The organism is Salmonella sp. 32120201201600049SM, from assembly GCF_017572835.1.
Lineage (GTDB): Bacteria > Pseudomonadota > Gammaproteobacteria > Enterobacterales > Enterobacteriaceae > Salmonella > Salmonella enterica.
In genome coordinates, this window is sequence record NZ_JAGESA010000004.1 from 88,544 (window position 1) to 102,731 (window position 14,188).

At 53.2% G+C, this 14,188-nt stretch carries 14 protein-coding genes; 3 read left to right on the forward strand and 11 right to left on the reverse strand.

Going from position 1 to position 14,188, the window contains the following annotated elements; translation table 11 throughout:
* Positions 1-301 precede the first annotated feature (301 nt).
* The 3 genes from J4650_RS11075 to mdtM form a co-directional block, all read right to left on the reverse strand.
* Positions 302-1,486, reverse strand: a complete 1,185-nt coding sequence (locus J4650_RS11075; protein WP_000233263.1) for an MFS transporter — start codon at positions 1,484-1,486, stop codon at positions 302-304.
* 208 nt (positions 1,487-1,694) lie between these two features.
* On the reverse strand, positions 1,695-2,966 hold the full coding sequence (locus J4650_RS11080) for a DUF445 domain-containing protein (RefSeq protein WP_023993201.1): 1,272 nt from the start codon (positions 2,964-2,966) through the stop codon (positions 1,695-1,697).
* 86 nt (positions 2,967-3,052) lie between these two features.
* Positions 3,053-4,294, reverse strand: coding sequence for a multidrug efflux MFS transporter MdtM (gene mdtM, locus J4650_RS11085; RefSeq protein WP_001188918.1), 1,242 nt, complete (start codon positions 4,292-4,294; stop codon positions 3,053-3,055).
* A 478-nt stretch (positions 4,295-4,772) separates the two neighbouring features.
* Here mdtM and J4650_RS11090 point away from each other — a divergent pair, with 478 nt between their 5' ends.
* Together J4650_RS11090 and J4650_RS11095 are read left to right on the forward strand one after the other, a co-directional pair.
* The gene (locus J4650_RS11090; protein WP_000749993.1) at positions 4,773-5,726 is read left to right on the forward strand and encodes an Rpn family recombination-promoting nuclease/putative transposase; all 954 of its coding nucleotides are present in this window, start codon (positions 4,773-4,775) and stop codon (positions 5,724-5,726) included.
* A gap of 180 nt (positions 5,727-5,906) precedes the next feature.
* Positions 5,907-7,277, forward strand: a complete 1,371-nt coding sequence (locus J4650_RS11095; RefSeq protein WP_023993200.1) for an NAD-dependent succinate-semialdehyde dehydrogenase — start codon at positions 5,907-5,909, stop codon at positions 7,275-7,277.
* 95 nt (positions 7,278-7,372) lie between these two features.
* On the opposite strand, the gene J4650_RS11100 is transcribed toward J4650_RS11095, so the two are convergent.
* Positions 7,373-7,516, reverse strand: a complete 144-nt coding sequence (locus tag J4650_RS11100) for a hypothetical protein (RefSeq protein WP_001541460.1) — start codon at positions 7,514-7,516, stop codon at positions 7,373-7,375.
* Between J4650_RS11100 and yjiS the strand changes: the two genes are divergently transcribed.
* Positions 7,483-7,647: a DUF1127 domain-containing protein YjiS gene (gene yjiS, locus J4650_RS11105; RefSeq protein ID WP_000397917.1), complete on the forward strand. Its 165-nt coding sequence runs from the start codon at positions 7,483-7,485 to the stop codon at positions 7,645-7,647. The genes J4650_RS11100 and yjiS overlap by 34 nt on opposite strands.
* Before the next feature lie 74 nt (positions 7,648-7,721).
* Here the strand turns inward: yjiS and J4650_RS11110 are convergent, their stop codons facing one another.
* The 7 genes from J4650_RS11110 to btsT all read right to left on the reverse strand — a co-directional run bounded on the left by J4650_RS11110 (position 7,722) and on the right by btsT (position 14,112).
* On the reverse strand, positions 7,722-8,423 hold the full coding sequence (locus tag J4650_RS11110) for a hypothetical protein (RefSeq protein WP_001237617.1): 702 nt from the start codon (positions 8,421-8,423) through the stop codon (positions 7,722-7,724).
* A gap of 73 nt (positions 8,424-8,496) precedes the next feature.
* Positions 8,497-8,829: an endoribonuclease SymE gene (gene symE, locus J4650_RS11115; RefSeq protein ID WP_000210980.1), complete on the reverse strand. Its 333-nt coding sequence runs from the start codon at positions 8,827-8,829 to the stop codon at positions 8,497-8,499.
* A gap of 325 nt (positions 8,830-9,154) precedes the next feature.
* The gene (locus tag J4650_RS11120; protein ID WP_023227822.1) at positions 9,155-9,796 is read right to left on the reverse strand and encodes a LysE family translocator; all 642 of its coding nucleotides are present in this window, start codon (positions 9,794-9,796) and stop codon (positions 9,155-9,157) included.
* Positions 9,797-9,843: 47 nt separating this feature from the next.
* Positions 9,844-10,659, reverse strand: a complete 816-nt coding sequence (locus J4650_RS11125) for an AraC family transcriptional regulator (RefSeq protein WP_001627708.1) — start codon at positions 10,657-10,659, stop codon at positions 9,844-9,846.
* A gap of 37 nt (positions 10,660-10,696) precedes the next feature.
* Entirely contained in the window at positions 10,697-11,653 is a 957-nt protein-coding gene (yjiA, locus tag J4650_RS11130) for a GTPase (protein ID WP_023993199.1), read from the reverse strand.
* A 10-nt stretch (positions 11,654-11,663) separates the two neighbouring features.
* Positions 11,664-11,867: a YbdD/YjiX family protein gene (locus J4650_RS11135; RefSeq protein WP_000460616.1), complete on the reverse strand. Its 204-nt coding sequence runs from the start codon at positions 11,865-11,867 to the stop codon at positions 11,664-11,666.
* Between the two features lie 94 nt (positions 11,868-11,961).
* On the reverse strand, positions 11,962-14,112 hold the full coding sequence (gene btsT / locus J4650_RS11140) for a pyruvate/proton symporter BtsT (RefSeq protein WP_000379929.1): 2,151 nt from the start codon (positions 14,110-14,112) through the stop codon (positions 11,962-11,964).
* Positions 14,113-14,188 lie beyond the last annotated feature (76 nt).

Consider the following 14,188-nt stretch of genomic DNA (forward strand, 5'->3'; position numbering starts at 1 on the left):
GGAGTGAGTCCCCAGGCATAGATAACGATGTGACTGGGGTGAGCAACGGCCCGTCAGGGCGAGGCCCATGGATGGGCCGAGTAATCCGTAGCCAACACATAAGCCACTTGAAGTATGAAGGGTATATAAAATAATAGGCAGTTTGATAACACTAAAAACCATAGAATAAGTATAGTTTTTAGTGGCATCTTTACCCTGAAATAACGTGTTGAGGATGTGCTATTAAAAACAGCTCCGCATTGCGCCGCGAATAGCGTTAAAGATACAACCCGGTGCGGATAGCGCGGGTTTACTCTACCGCTTATTCACGTATCACAAACCGTTTTTGTTTTATCTGCTGCGCGGCGCTGATCAGCGCGGCAAAAAAGAGCGCCGCGGCGCCGCAAAGCGTGGCGTTGATAATTGCCGACGCGCCATTGCCTGACAGACTGGCGGCGAGCGGACCGAGAATTTGCCCAATACCATACGTTAGCGTCACCAGGCCTAACAAATTAATATTGCCCGGCGCGCTGAGTTGTCGGGCAAGCGGCATCACCAGCGAGGTTGTGCCCATAAACGTGGCGCCAAAACCAATACTGCTCAGTATTAACAGCAACAACGAGTCGCTGGCGAGAGACAGCAGCACGCAGGCGCTCTGGATCAACAGATTCGCGGTCAGACATGGCAGGACGCCCCAATGTTTTGCCGCCCACAGCCAGCCGAAGCAGCCGGGAATGATCGCCAGGCCGACCAACGACCAAAGGTGCGCCGTGAGTAGCGGAGAGCCCGCGCTTTTCGCCATCAGCGGCAAATAGGTAGCGACAATGATGTAGCCGAATCCGGCGAAACCGTACAACAGCGCCAGTTGCCACCAGGGCATAGGCTGATTTTCGATTCTTGCTAAGGGCGCAGGCGGCAGCGCATGAGCGCGGGGGGGAATCAATATTGCCACGATTAATAGCAATATACCGGCGAGCGCCCCGGCCCCCAGCCATAGCGAATGGGCCGAAAGCGCATAATGTAAACCGCCAATGACATATTCGTTGCCCAGTGCAATCCCGGCCCCGACGCCGGAAAAGAGCGCGGCGATCACAAACGGATGGCGGGTATGATGCAACACAATCATTGATCCAAAAATCATCATTCCCGCACTCGCGACGCCTGCCAGGAAGCGTACCAACATGACGACCGCGGGCTGAGTAAATATCGCCATAGACAGAATAAGAATACCGGTGGCGACCGCCGAAGCCAGCAGCATGGGGCGTAGACGAGAGGGGAGATGAAAAAGGCCAAAGGAAAACAGTAAGCTTCCCGCCAGGTACCCTGCATAATTGGCGCTGGCAATCCAGGAGAGCTGATTAAACGTTAGCTGCTTTTCCGCCAGCATTACCGGCAGCATGGGCGTATACAGAAAGCGGCCAACTCCCATCCCCAGCGTCAATACCATCATACCGAAAAGCGCCGTAAAAATGGGATGGCGAGGTGAAGCGCTCTGAGCATGAACCATGGTTTTTCTCTTTGCTAAAGTAAGGCAAGAATGCCGGATTGTTGTTGCAAATGATAATAAAAAGTAAAATTAATGTTTAAAATTTGCAAGAAAAGAAAGTGAGGCGCAGGCGAATAACGGATTGAGAAGAGGGACATCGGTGGGAAATGGCATTAAATTAATGCCTCCCATGTGCGGGGTTTGGCAGTTAATCTGAACGAGAACGGCGTTAGATACTGAGCAGTGCCGGTATTTGCGACAGTAAATATAACACCAGACCAATAGCGCCGCCGACCAGCGTGCCGTTCACGCGGATAAACTGCAAATCTTTACCGATATTAAGCTCAATCTGCTGCGACATATCGCGCGCATCCCAGCCTTTTACGGTATCGCTGATGTGGCGCGTCAGGAAGGCGGCGAATTCCGGCGCGACGCGGTGCGCGGCCTGTTCCAGATGACCGTTAAGCGAGGCGCGTAATGCGTCGTCGGCGATCAGCGTCTCGCCAAACCATTGTCCGGCATGAGCGATGCGCTGCTTCACCTTTGAGTCTTCGGCGTTGATATCTGTTTTTAACCACTGGCGTAGATCCGCCCAGATTTCGCCGAGATAACGGTTAAACGCCTCATCTTCCTTCAGGTAACTTTTAATGTTTTCTGCCCGGGCAGCCATTTCCGAATCATGTTTAAGTTTATCGATCAGCTTATACGTCGCGCGATCGAAGGCATGACGAATCTGATGCGCGCGGTCGTGACTGATATCATCCAGCAGAGAATTCACCGCGTCGGAGACCAGTTCAGCGCTGTGTTCTCCCAGCCATTCGGTCGGCAGAATCTTCGCTTTTAACGGATGCTCGGTTTCCAGCCAGCGTATGATCTGTCTGGCGATAAATGTTCGGGAGCTGTCACGCTGTAACAGGGCGATAAGCTGGGCGATCAGCGTATCGAGTAACACCTGGTGACGATCGTTTTTGGTCATGCTTTCCAGCATCAGGGCGCTGGTGCCGGAAAGATCCACTTTATCAATCGCCTTATGTACCGCTCGCTTGAGCAGCCGCTGAATACGGGCGTCATCGGTCAGTTCCAGAAAGCCGCTCATAATTTGCAGCAGATGCTGCCCGACCCGGCTGGCGTTGTCCGGCTGGCTGAACCAGTTTCCGATAAGCAGCGCGGGTTCATGGCGGCGGATTAGCGCGATCAGCGACTGCGTATCAAGGAACTTCTCCTGCACAAATTGCCCAAGATTTTCGCCGATTCGGTCTTTATTACGGGGAATAATCGCCGTATGTCGTGAAATAAACGGAATGGGAATGCGGCGAAACAGCGCCACCACGGCAAACCAGTCCGCCAGCGCGCCAACCATCGCCGCTTCGGCAATAGCTTTTACGCCCAGCACCCAAAAACTGGGCGGCAGGAAAAGCGTGGTTACAAACGTCGCGGCGGCTATCAGCAACAGTGAGAGCGCCAGGCGTTTGGCGCGTTTGAGTTCGGCGATTTTATTCATAGGGTTAAGGATAGAGCCAGACGGCAAGAACGTGCAAAAAACATCAGATTATCCTGTGCCGGATAAGCCTCTATCCGGCAGAGTGTTTACTTCTCAGCGGCCAGTTCTGCCGCCTCATGCTGGCGCACGCGCTGTAATAATGTCGCCAGGGTGAAGACCACAATCACCCCGGCCACCGCTGCCAGCAGGTGAAACGGCAGTCTCCCGCCGTGAAACCACAGCCAGCGGCCAACTTCGACCGACACCGCCATCACCGTCAGAATCACCATGTTCAGCGAGGCTGAAACCGTCCCTTTTGGCAAGTTGTTGGAGAAAAGCGTGAAGCGAAACAGCGTCGGGAAAATCATTCCAATGCCGAACGCGTACAGGCTGGTGCCCAGCACAGACCAAAGCCAGACGTGCGGCAGAAGAAGATTACCGAGGAGCAATGTCGCCAGCCCGCTTAACTGAATTGGTACGGCGCGCCAGATAAAACGCGGTCGGGTCGGATCTTTCACCAGGCGCACAACGATCATATTGGCCACGATCACCGCGCCGAATACGGGCACCTGCGCCCAGGCGAATTGCGAAGTACTCATCCCGCCGGCATCGATCAGGATCACCGGCGACACCGCCACCCAGCTCATCATCGGGATGTAGCTCAACGACAGCGTCGCCGCCCCGGTGAGAAAAATCGGGTTGCGAAACACATTACGAAAATCGCGCAGTACGCTCACCGCGCTGAACGGCACCGCGCCGCGTTGCACCGTTTCCGGCATCGCCAGCAGCAGGCCGCACAACGCCAACAGTCCCATCACCGCAATAATACCGAACAGCACCTTCCAGTGAACGAAGTGCATCAGCGCGGCGCCGGAGAGCGGGCCGATAACCGGAGCGACCAGCACAATGGAGGTAATAATCGCCATCAGCTTAATGGCTTTGGTTTGACCGAAGGCCTCCTGTACCGTGACGTAGCCGACCGTTGCGATAAAGCAAATGCTGGTGCCCTGCACAAAACGGGCAACCAGAAACTGCGTCATTGAGGTCGTCAACAGCGTTGCCGCGCAGGCGAGAGTAAAAATTAATGCCCCTGCAATCAGCACTGGCCGGCGGCCAATCCTGTCGGATAGCGGCCCCAGAAGCCATTGCAACGCCATTCCGCCCGCCAGATAGAGACTGACCGAGGCCGGCGCAAGACTGACGTCAGCATTAAAATCGCGCACGACGTTAATGATGCCAGGCTGAATCAGATCCGTCGTCAGATAGGCGGCAAAATCGTACAAAATCAGCGCCATCGGGAAAAATAACGTTGTGGCGCGTTGGGAGAAAAACTGAATAATCCGTTGCATAAAAAATGCGCTCCATGTCGGAGAACCCCATGATGGGATAGCGAAACTCAATACCGTCATCGTGACGTCAGGCAGGCGATGGAAACAGCGGCTGCGGATGTACTGAATTTCATGTAATCAAAAACGCTGCCGGTGAAAACACAGACAGGAAGAGACGCGTTCTGAATCTCGTCAGAACGTGTGGCGATTACAGATAACAATCAGCACATCACACCTCGGGAAATTTACGTTGCACGGAAAATATACACATTAAGTGTAATTAAATTTTGATGTTAATCAAAAGAGTTTGTCTGGTTAATAAAGATAAAGGCAGGGCGCGCAGACTGGCATTTTGCGTGTTCAGTTCCGAAAATGTATGTGCATTACAGATAACAGGATTTATCTTCCGTCGCGCCTCGCAATGCTGAAAAGGTACGGATGAGAAAGGAATTTTCAGGAGGTAGAGTCGCAGCATCCTGGTTTGGGATGACGGAGCGCCATGAAAAAATCGACGACCTCAACACCGCATGATGCGGTGTTTAAAACCTTTTTGCGCCACCCGGAAACCGCCCGCGATTTTATGGAGATTCATCTGCCGGTGTCGTTACGCCAGCTTTGCGACCTGCGGACGCTAAAGCTGGAGCCCGGCAGTTTTATTGAAAAAAATCTGCGAGCCTATTATTCCGATGTGCTTTGGTCGCTGAAAACGCGCGAGGGCGACGGTTATATTTATGTCGTGATTGAACATCAGAGCACGCCGGATGCGCATATGGCGTTTCGGCTGATGCGGTATGCGATGGCGGCAATGCAACAGCATCTGGATGCGGGGCATAAGCATCTTCCGCTGGTGGTGCCGATGCTGTTTTATCACGGTGTTGATAGCCCGTATCCTTTTTCGCTGTGCTGGCTGGATGAGTTTGCGAACCCGGAAGTGGCAAGAAGACTCTATGCCGCTGCCTTTCCGCTGGTCGACATTACGGTGGTATCGGATGATGACATTATGCAGCACCGCCGCATTGCGCTGCTGGAGCTCATCCAAAAACATATCCGCCAGCGCGACCTGCTGGGACTGGTTGAACGAATTGCTTCGCTGTTAGTTACTGGTTGCGCTAATGACAGGCAGCTTAAAGCGCTGTTTAATTATCTTATGATTCAGCACGGACATACGCCTCGTTTCACCACGTTTATTCGTGATGTGGTAGGGCATGTCCCGCACACTAAGGAGAGACTGATGACGCTGATAGAGAGGATCCGCGCAGCGGATCGCAGAAAAGGGGAACGGCAAGGAAGACAGCTCGGTCTGGAGGAAGGATTAGAAAAAGGGCTGGAAAAAGGTCAGCATGTTGCCGCATTGCGTATCGCCAGACAGATGCTGGCGGACGGACTTGACCGCGAGACTGTCCAGCGGTTCACCGGCCTTACGGCTGAAGAGCTTCAGGATGTTAGTCACTAACACGGTTCCAGTCTGAATGTTGCAGGCCCGGTGCCCGCCGGGCAACGCGCTCTATAATTATCGTTGATAACCGCACGAATATACCGAACTTTACCGATAGCGCCAGCCATCTCTACTACCCTTATTGTTCTGAGCGGCATTTACGGCTGCCTTAATGACGATAACAAGGAGACATGTGATATGGCTTACCAGACAGTGAATCCTGCCAATAATCAGCTCATTAAAGAGTATCCCCCGCACACGGACGCGGATATTGAAGCCGCGCTGCAAAAAGCTGACGCGCTCTATCACTCCGACTGGTCCAGGGGAGAGATTGACCAACGTCTGCCGGTACTGCATAAGCTGGCTGACTTGATCGACAGCCGTGTTGAAGAACTGGCAAAAATCGCCAGCCAGGAGATGGGCAAGCTCATCGAGCAGAGCCGTGGCGAAGTCAAACTGTGTGCGCAGATCGCTCGCTATTATGCGGATAACGCGAAGCAGTTTCTTGCCCCGGTGCCTTATAAAACCGAGTTTGGCGACGCGTGGGTAGAACATCATCCGATTGGCGTCATCATGGCTGTTGAGCCGTGGAACTTCCCGTACTATCAGTTGATGCGTGTGCTGGCGCCGAACCTGGCCGCAGGTAACCCGGTGCTGGCGAAACATGCCAGCATCGTACCGCACTGCGCCGAGACGTTTGCCCATCTGGTGCGTGAAGCCGGCGCGCCGGAAGGCGCATGGACCAACCTGTTTATTTCCTCCGATCAGGTGGCGAACATCATCGCTGACCCGCGCGTGCAGGGCGCGGCGCTGACCGGATCTGAAAAAGCGGGGAGCGCCGTGGCGGCACAGGCGGCGAAGCACATTAAAAAATCGACGCTGGAACTGGGCGGGAACGATGTGTTCGTCGTGCTGGACGATGCCGATCTTGAGAAAGCGGTGAAAATTGGCGTGCAGGCACGGCTCACTAATGCGGGGCAGGTATGTACGGCGGCGAAGCGCTTTATCCTGCATGAGAAAATCGCCGATCAATTCCTCAGCCAGTTCACCGAGGCGTTCAGGAAGGTGAAGGTGGGGGATCAGATGGACGCTTCTACCGAACTGGGGCCGCTGTCGTCGAAAGATGCGCTGGAAACATTGACCAGACAGGTCGAGGAAGCGGTAAAAAATGGCGCGACGCTACACATTGGCGGCAAGCCGCTGGAAAGCAAAGGCAACTTCTTTGAGCCGACCATTCTGACCCACATTACGCGTGACAACCCGGCGTACTTTGAAGAGTTCTTCGGCTCGGTGGCGCAGATGTATGTGGTGAAAGACGATGACGAGGCGGTAAAACTCGCCAACGATTCCCACTACGGCCTGGGCGGTGCGGTGTTTAGTCAGGATATTGAGCGTGCTAAACGCATGGCCTCCCGGATTGAAACCGGGATGGTTTATATCAACTGGCTGACCGACACCGCAGCGGAGCTGCCGTTCGGCGGCGTTAAGCGTTCGGGCTTCGGACGCGAGCTATCGGATCTGGGGATTAAGGAGTTTGTGAACCAGAAGCTGGTAGTGGTGCGCCGCTAATCCCTGTTGCCCCTCTGAAAACGGGAGGGGCCTGGCTTTTTTGCAGCGAAGGACGCGGATCTTAAATCAGAACGAAATAAGCGAACAAAACACCTTCAATCGCCCTCCTTATTTATCCACGTTGCACTAACCGTGCTTTTTATCCCGATATTGTTTGTACAGACATTCATGATGCCCGCATTTTCTGTTCTATGCGGAGGCCGGTATGGAATTTTACGAGAACCGCCCCAGACAACCATTCATTGGCTTTGTGCAGCTCAGACGGGCGCTAAAAAGGTGGTGGCTGCGTAAGCGAGCCTGTCAGGCGCTGCGACGAATGAGTGACGAGCAGTTAAGGGATATTGGGTTGGAAAGGAAGGATGTGGAATAGTGGATCTATTCAAGGGCAATAGTAGTTAAAGGATTTTATGATATATTACTATGCCCTTATGTTATGCATGCTCACTATTTTATATCATTAATATTAATATCATTAATCTTTTTCTCAATATATTTTTCTGGTTTCACCTTAGTTTTTTGCTCAATCGCATGATATTTTTCCTTATCAATGGTTATAGTCATTTTTTCTTTTTTGTTAAACATGCCAGGGATAATAATCGCGGCTGCAATTATCAGTAATATTATTATTGCTGCATGAATTTTGCCTTTGGGAAATGCTTTTAATAGAGTACACAGGATTGTTATACCCTTATGTATAAGATAAGGAAAAGATAGAAATAAAACAAATGGGTAAGCGAAATTTATGACATGTTTCCCATAGTAATTATTATTTATTGTTAGCGAACCAATACAGAATGCCATCACACAAAATAGAAATATTCCGAAGCATAAGAAGGATATAATGAAAGAACCTTGCATAATTCTTTTATGCAACTCTTGCAAAATACTATTTGTGAGCTTTTCCAGTTTAGTGTTATGACAAATCACTACCAACATCGCAAAAAAAATCTCAGATAAAGCAAGCGAAAATAACGTATTGAAGGCCATGTAGCTCATCAGCGTTTCGAAAAATATACTTTGCTGAAGATAGTATGGTAATAGAGCGTTGACCTCCATAAAAAAAGTACATAGAAATCCAAGGGCGACATAAGCAATTAAACCTTCACTTCTCCAAAGCGTAATGTTTTCTTTTACTTTTAGCCGCATGATTTTCCTTCACTCATTGATATGAATTATAATTAAAGCTGGCAAGGGTTCTTTGCCAGCTTATTTTATGCGTTTACTTAGAACCTGCCATCACGTCGATAAACGCCTGCACCTGCTTTTGCTTACGCGCCGATAGCTTGCTCACCTGGCGCAGCGACTGCATCAACTCGCTTTCTTCTGGTTGCGGCTGCTGTGCCGTCAGCACAATACAGCCGTTCATCACCCTCACATCGACCTGCGTACCGGTGGTAAACCCGGCGTCTTCCAGCCACTGACCTTTCAGGGTAATGGCGGGAATACGAGTGTATTCCGGGTAGCGGCTCGCATAACTCACGGTCAGATGACGGTTATTTGCCGGGAAGACTTCTGGATCGGTGGATTCTGCAATAGAATGCGGGGTAGTCATGGTCTCTATTCCTTTTCAATAGGGATTGTGATTAGCGGTGCGGGCGTGTTGGCGCACGCTCGCACCGCGCTAAATACCTGGATATATCATCAGTAAATAAAAGAAAAGTCCAGCTGAAAATCAATGAAAATAAGCCGCTGGATGAGAGGTGATATTATATTTGGTGATGAGAATAAAGCGGCTATTTAGTCGCTTTATTGGTTTCTGGGGGCAGGTTAATTTATGGCGGCGTCAGCATTATAAGAAGGAAAGGGTTCGAATGATGTAGACCCTATTCATCTGCCCGGGCAGCGTTGACCACCGTATAAAGCTGCTCCTCATCGATTTAACTGGTAATGAACTGCCACACAATCCAGCAGCCAAAGGCGATCAGAATGCCGCCGGCGGCGCGTTCAATTTTCCAGACAAGATTACCCAAGCGACGTTGACTTTGCGGCAGGGCGATAAGCGTTATCAGCAGCAGATCCCAGAGTAACACTACGCTTGTCATCCAGATTCCACATATGGCCTGCTGTGTAACGGTCACGTTTGGGCCCAGCAGGGCGGTCATTAGCGCCAGATAAAACAGAGCATTTTTCGGATTCAACAGCGATGAACCTAGCCCCAGTAATAGTTGTTTTGCCAGTGACGGACATGCCGATGCGGCGTACCGCCACTCCAGCGGCCCGGCGCGGCTTTTCAACAGTTGACGGCCCACCCATAGCAGGTAGGCGGCACCCAATAGTTCGATGATGGTAAAGAGCAGCGGCGTCTGACGTAGTAGCCCTGACCCAATCACCACCAGCAGAATATAGAGCCCATTTCCCGCCGCAATGCCGAGGCACAGCCCGACGCTGCCGCGCAGCCGATAGCGTACGGCGTAACCGACCAGCAAAAAGAAGTCCGGACCCGGGCTGAGCAGTGCCATAAAATGCGCCAGCGCCAGTGCGGGAAACGCCGGGGGAAATAACGTTGTAACCTGTTCCATAGTAACCTCAGTGATGATACTGAGGTCAGCCTATACCTGCGGATGCGCTATTTATTGTCGGATATTGATCTGTTCTGCGCGTACTGACGCGGCGTTGCCGCCGTGTAGCTGACGAAGGTTTTGTGGAAATGACTTTGATCGGCGAAACCGGTCTGATAGGCAACATCGGCAATATCGTCCCCGGCGCGCAATCGGTGCCGGGCATATTCAATGCGGGCCATATTGGTAAAGCTGACAGGAGTCAGGCCTGTATCCTGCTTAAAAGTGCGAATCAGAGTCTCCTTACGGAGCGCAAACTCCTGTGCCAGTGTGTCCAGCGTCGGCGGTTTCTGAAGGTTGCTGACTAAGCGGGCAACCAACTGGCGGCTGATGGCGCATGGCGGTTCGGCGTCGGCACTTTGTAGCGGCAGGGCGCGCAACAGGTGGATAATAAGCGCCGGAAGTCCGGCGGTTTGCTGTTGAGTAATAGACGTCACAATTTGCTGATAAAGCTGGAAAAGCTGCGGGTTCTGCAACTGTGGCTGCGTGGTATGCAGGCGGCTATCCGCCGGCAAATGGGGGAGCTGCGTCAGGCACCAGTCCGCATCGAGATACAGCATATGATAGCTGCGTGGTCGCTCGTGGAGCGGGTTACAACTGTGTGGAGATTGCGGGGGGATCAGGATCAGCTCGCCGGGGCGTAACAGATACTCTTGCCCGTTACTGATGCAGCGGGTTTCTCCGGCGATGATCGCGCCCAGCGACAGTTGCGGGTGGCTGTGGCGCTTATAGGCCTGACGGCTTTCACTGGTGGTACGTAGCTCCAGCCACGGCAGTTGTGGCAGACGCCAGAAGCGTTGGTGAATATCTCGGATAAGGGGCATACAATCTCCTGTGCGGTCCTGGCTTTTTTGCGACCGTTTACTTCCTTAACCCCGCAAACGCCGCTCTGATCTCGTCTTCCGGCAACTGGATCCCGATAAATACCAGCGTGCTGTGCGGCGTTTCGTCGCCCCACGGTCTGTCCCAGTCGGCGCTGTAGAGACGCTGCACACCCTGGAACAGCAGACGGTTGGGTTCGCCGTCGATCCACAGCATCCCTTTGTAACGCAGCAGTTTATCCGCTGATTCCAGCAGCAGGTTTTCCATCACCCGCGAAACCTCGCTGATATCCACCGGGTAATCCAGTTCCACCACAATTGACGACACATCGTTCTGTTTATCGGCAATAAAGTGGAAACGCGGTTGGCTTGCCAGCACGTTCTCTTCCAGCATAAAGCCGCTGGTATTAAACAACTGACTCAGGTCAATATCGCCGTGTACCACGGTGTAAACCGGGGCGCGGGCGTTGATACGCGCCAGCCGCTCGCGCAGTTTCTCGCTGTCGCCTGCCACGTCGGTTTTGGTCAGCAGGATACGGTCGGCGTAGCCTATCTGCGACTGGGCGATGGTGAACTGGTTCATCTGCTCGTTAGCGTGCACCGCGTCGACCAGCGCAATCACGCCGTCTAACAGGTAGCGTTCGCATAATACGTCATGGGAGAAAAAGGTCTGAATAATCGGGCCGGGGTCAGCCATGCCGGTGCATTCAATCACCAGACGGTCGAAAGTAATATCGCCGCGGTCGCGGCTGTCGAGCAGGTCTAATAGCGCATCTTCCAGCTCGTTGGAGCGGGTACAGCAGATGCAGCCGTTGGTCAGGGTTTTGATCTGTGTGGCGCGATCGCCAATCAGTTGATCGTCAACGGAGACTTCGCCAAATTCGTTTTCGATAACGGCGATTTTAAAACCATGTTGTTCGTTGAGGATATGGCGTAGTAGGGTGGTTTTGCCGGCACCAAGAAAACCGGTAAGTAGGGTAACTGCAATCGGGGTCATAGTCTCTCCATTAACAACAGCGCATACCGCCTTTGCCATCGCCGCCGTAACGTGCTTGTTGACGTTCGCGGAAGAACTCTTCATAGGTCATGTACGGCTTGTCGGGATGGTTGGTTTTCATGTGCTCGACATAGTTGTCGTAGTCCGGAATACCAATCAACATTTTTGCCGCCTGGCCGAGATATTTTTTTGCCTGACCTAAAGTATCAAACATTCTGCCGTCCTGTTAATGAATAAAGCCGGATGGCGGCTTGCGCCTTATCCGGCCTACACTAGCCGGGAGCGCTGTGCGCTACCCGGCATCAGTTTTAGTGGTGTGAAGAGATCTTCACGCCGCCTTCCGGCACGGGCACATACGGGGTTTCTTTGTCGGTACGTTTATCGCTGTTGCGTACCTTCATCCAGGTGGTGAAACCGTAGAAGATAATACTGTACACCACCACCAGGAACAGAATACTCAAACCAGCGTTAGTGTAGTTGTTCACCACGATATGGTTCATGTTGGCAATCTGCTGCTCGGTCAGGTTGGTGCCGTTGGCAATCTTCTCTTTATACAGGTTTGCCATGTAGAAGAAACCTTCCATCTGTGGGTTGGCGCTGAACAGTTTCAGGCCCAGTGCCCAGGTGGTGCAGATCAGCAGCCATACCGCCGGGATCACCGTCACCCAGATGTATTTGGTGCGCTGCATTTTGATCAGTACCACGGTGCTCAACACCAGCGCCACGGCGGCCAGCATCTGGTTAGAGATACCGAACAGCGGCCACAGGCTCTTCACGCCGCCCAGTGGGTCGACCACGCCCTGATACAGCAGATAGCCCCACAAACCGACGCAGCCTGCGGTACCGATGATACCCGCGACCAGAGAATCGGTTTTTTTCAGGAACGGGACGAAGTTACCCAGCAAATCCTGCAACATAAAGCGGCCGGAACGGGTACCCGCATCCAGCGCGGTCAGGATAAACAGCGCTTCGAACAGAATACCGAAGTGATACCAGAAGCCCATATCCGCCATCGGCAGGACTTTGTGGAACACGTGCGCGATACCTACTGCCAGCGTTGGCGCGCCGCCTGCGCGGTTCAATACTGACGGTTCACCGATATCTTTCGCAGTCTGCAGGATTTGTTCCGGGGAAATCACAAAGCCCCAGGAGCTGACGGTCGCCGCCGCATGTGCGGTAACGTCTTTCAACTGCGCCATAATCAGCGGCGCGTTTTCGCCCCCCATCTCGTGCAGGTTTGGCATGGTAATGCCCAGACCTGCCGGCGGGGTGTTCATCGCGAAGTAGAGACCCGGTTCAATGATCGAGGCCGCCACCAGCGCCATCACCGCAACAAAGGACTCCATCAGCATCGCGCCGTAGCCGATAAAACGCGCATCAGTCTCACAGGCCAGCAGTTTCGGCGTGGTACCGGAAGAGATGAGCGCGTGGAAGCCAGAGACGGCGCCACAGGCGATGGTGATGAACAGGAATGGGAACAGAGCGCCTTTCCACAGCGGGCCGGTACCGTCGACGTACTGCGTCAACGCCGGCATTTTCAGTTCCGGGTTGAGGATCACAATCCCCAGCGCCAGACCGACGATCACGCCGATTTTCAGGAAGGTAGCGAGATAGTCGCGCGGGGCGAGGATCAGCCATACCGGCAGCAGCGCGGAAACAAAGGCGTAGCCGATCAGCGCGAAGGTAATGGTGGTGTCTTTAAAGGTCAGCGCCGGGCCCCAGTACGGGTCGTGGGCAATTACGCCGCCGAAGTAAATAGACGCCACCAGCAGCACGATACCAATAACTGAGACTTCGCCTACGCGTCCCGGACGCAGGAAGCGCATGTAGATGCCCATAAACAGCGCAATCGGCACCGTTGAGCAGACGGTGAAGACGCCCCACGGGCTTTCGGCCAGCGCTTTCACCACGATTAATGCCAGCACCGCGAGGATGATGATCATGATTAAGAAGCAGCCGAACAGCGCGATGGTGCCTGGAACGGTACCCATCTCTTCTTTGATCATCTCGCCAAGAGAGGCGCCGTTACGGCGGGAAGAGATGAACAGCACCATAAAGTCCTGCACTGCGCCCGCGAGCACCACGCCCGCCAGCAACCACAGTGTCCCCGGCAGATAGCCCATCTGCGCGGCCAATACCGGCCCGACCAGCGGACCTGCGCCGGCGATGGCGGCGAAGTGGTGACCAAACAGCACGTAGCGGTTAGTCGGCACGTAGTTCAGGCCGTCGTTATTGATGACCGCCGGCGTCGCGCGCGTCGGGTCGAGTTTCATGACCTTCTGGGCGATATACAGGCTGTAGTAGCGGTAAGCCACCAGATAGACGGAAACGGAAGCGACCACGATCCACAGGGCGCTCACGTGTTCACCCCGACGTAGGGCAACGACCGAGAGGCAGAAAGCACCGATGATTCCGAGAATCACCCAGGGTATGTGCTTGAATATCTTTTTCGTATCCATAGTAAAACCTGGTTGTAAGTTTAATTATCAGCCGAAGCTGGGTGGACATTGAGTTCGTGTTTGAGGAGGTAGATTG

Excerpts from the sequence above, each read along its gene's own strand:
- mdtM (WP_001188918.1), bottom strand. The coding sequence starts at position 4,294 with ATGCAACGGATTATTCAGTTTTTCTCCCAACGCGCCACAACGTTATTT.
- J4650_RS11110 (WP_001237617.1), bottom strand. The coding sequence starts at position 8,423 with ATGCGGCTAAAAGTAAAAGAAAACATTACGCTTTGGAGAAGTGAAGGT.
- J4650_RS11135 (WP_000460616.1), bottom strand. The coding sequence starts at position 11,867 with ATGTTTGATACTTTAGGTCAGGCAAAAAAATATCTCGGCCAGGCGGCA.
- J4650_RS11100 (WP_001541460.1), bottom strand. The coding sequence starts at position 7,516 with ATGGTTGTCTGGGGCGGTTCTCGTAAAATTCCATACCGGCCTCCGCAT.
- J4650_RS11075 (WP_000233263.1), bottom strand. The coding sequence starts at position 1,486 with ATGGTTCATGCTCAGAGCGCTTCACCTCGCCATCCCATTTTTACGGCG.
- J4650_RS11095 (WP_023993200.1), top strand. The coding sequence starts at position 5,907 with ATGGCTTACCAGACAGTGAATCCTGCCAATAATCAGCTCATTAAAGAG.
- J4650_RS11090 (WP_000749993.1), top strand. The coding sequence starts at position 4,773 with ATGAAAAAATCGACGACCTCAACACCGCATGATGCGGTGTTTAAAACC.
- btsT (WP_000379929.1), bottom strand. The coding sequence starts at position 14,112 with ATGGATACGAAAAAGATATTCAAGCACATACCCTGGGTGATTCTCGGA.
- symE (WP_000210980.1), bottom strand. The coding sequence starts at position 8,829 with ATGACTACCCCGCATTCTATTGCAGAATCCACCGATCCAGAAGTCTTC.
- yjiS (WP_000397917.1), top strand. The coding sequence starts at position 7,483 with ATGGAATTTTACGAGAACCGCCCCAGACAACCATTCATTGGCTTTGTG.
- J4650_RS11080 (WP_023993201.1), bottom strand. The coding sequence starts at position 2,966 with ATGAATAAAATCGCCGAACTCAAACGCGCCAAACGCCTGGCGCTCTCA.
- J4650_RS11125 (WP_001627708.1), bottom strand. The coding sequence starts at position 10,659 with ATGCCCCTTATCCGAGATATTCACCAACGCTTCTGGCGTCTGCCACAA.
- yjiA (WP_023993199.1), bottom strand. The coding sequence starts at position 11,653 with ATGACCCCGATTGCAGTTACCCTACTTACCGGTTTTCTTGGTGCCGGC.
- J4650_RS11120 (WP_023227822.1), bottom strand. The coding sequence starts at position 9,796 with ATGGAACAGGTTACAACGTTATTTCCCCCGGCGTTTCCCGCACTGGCG.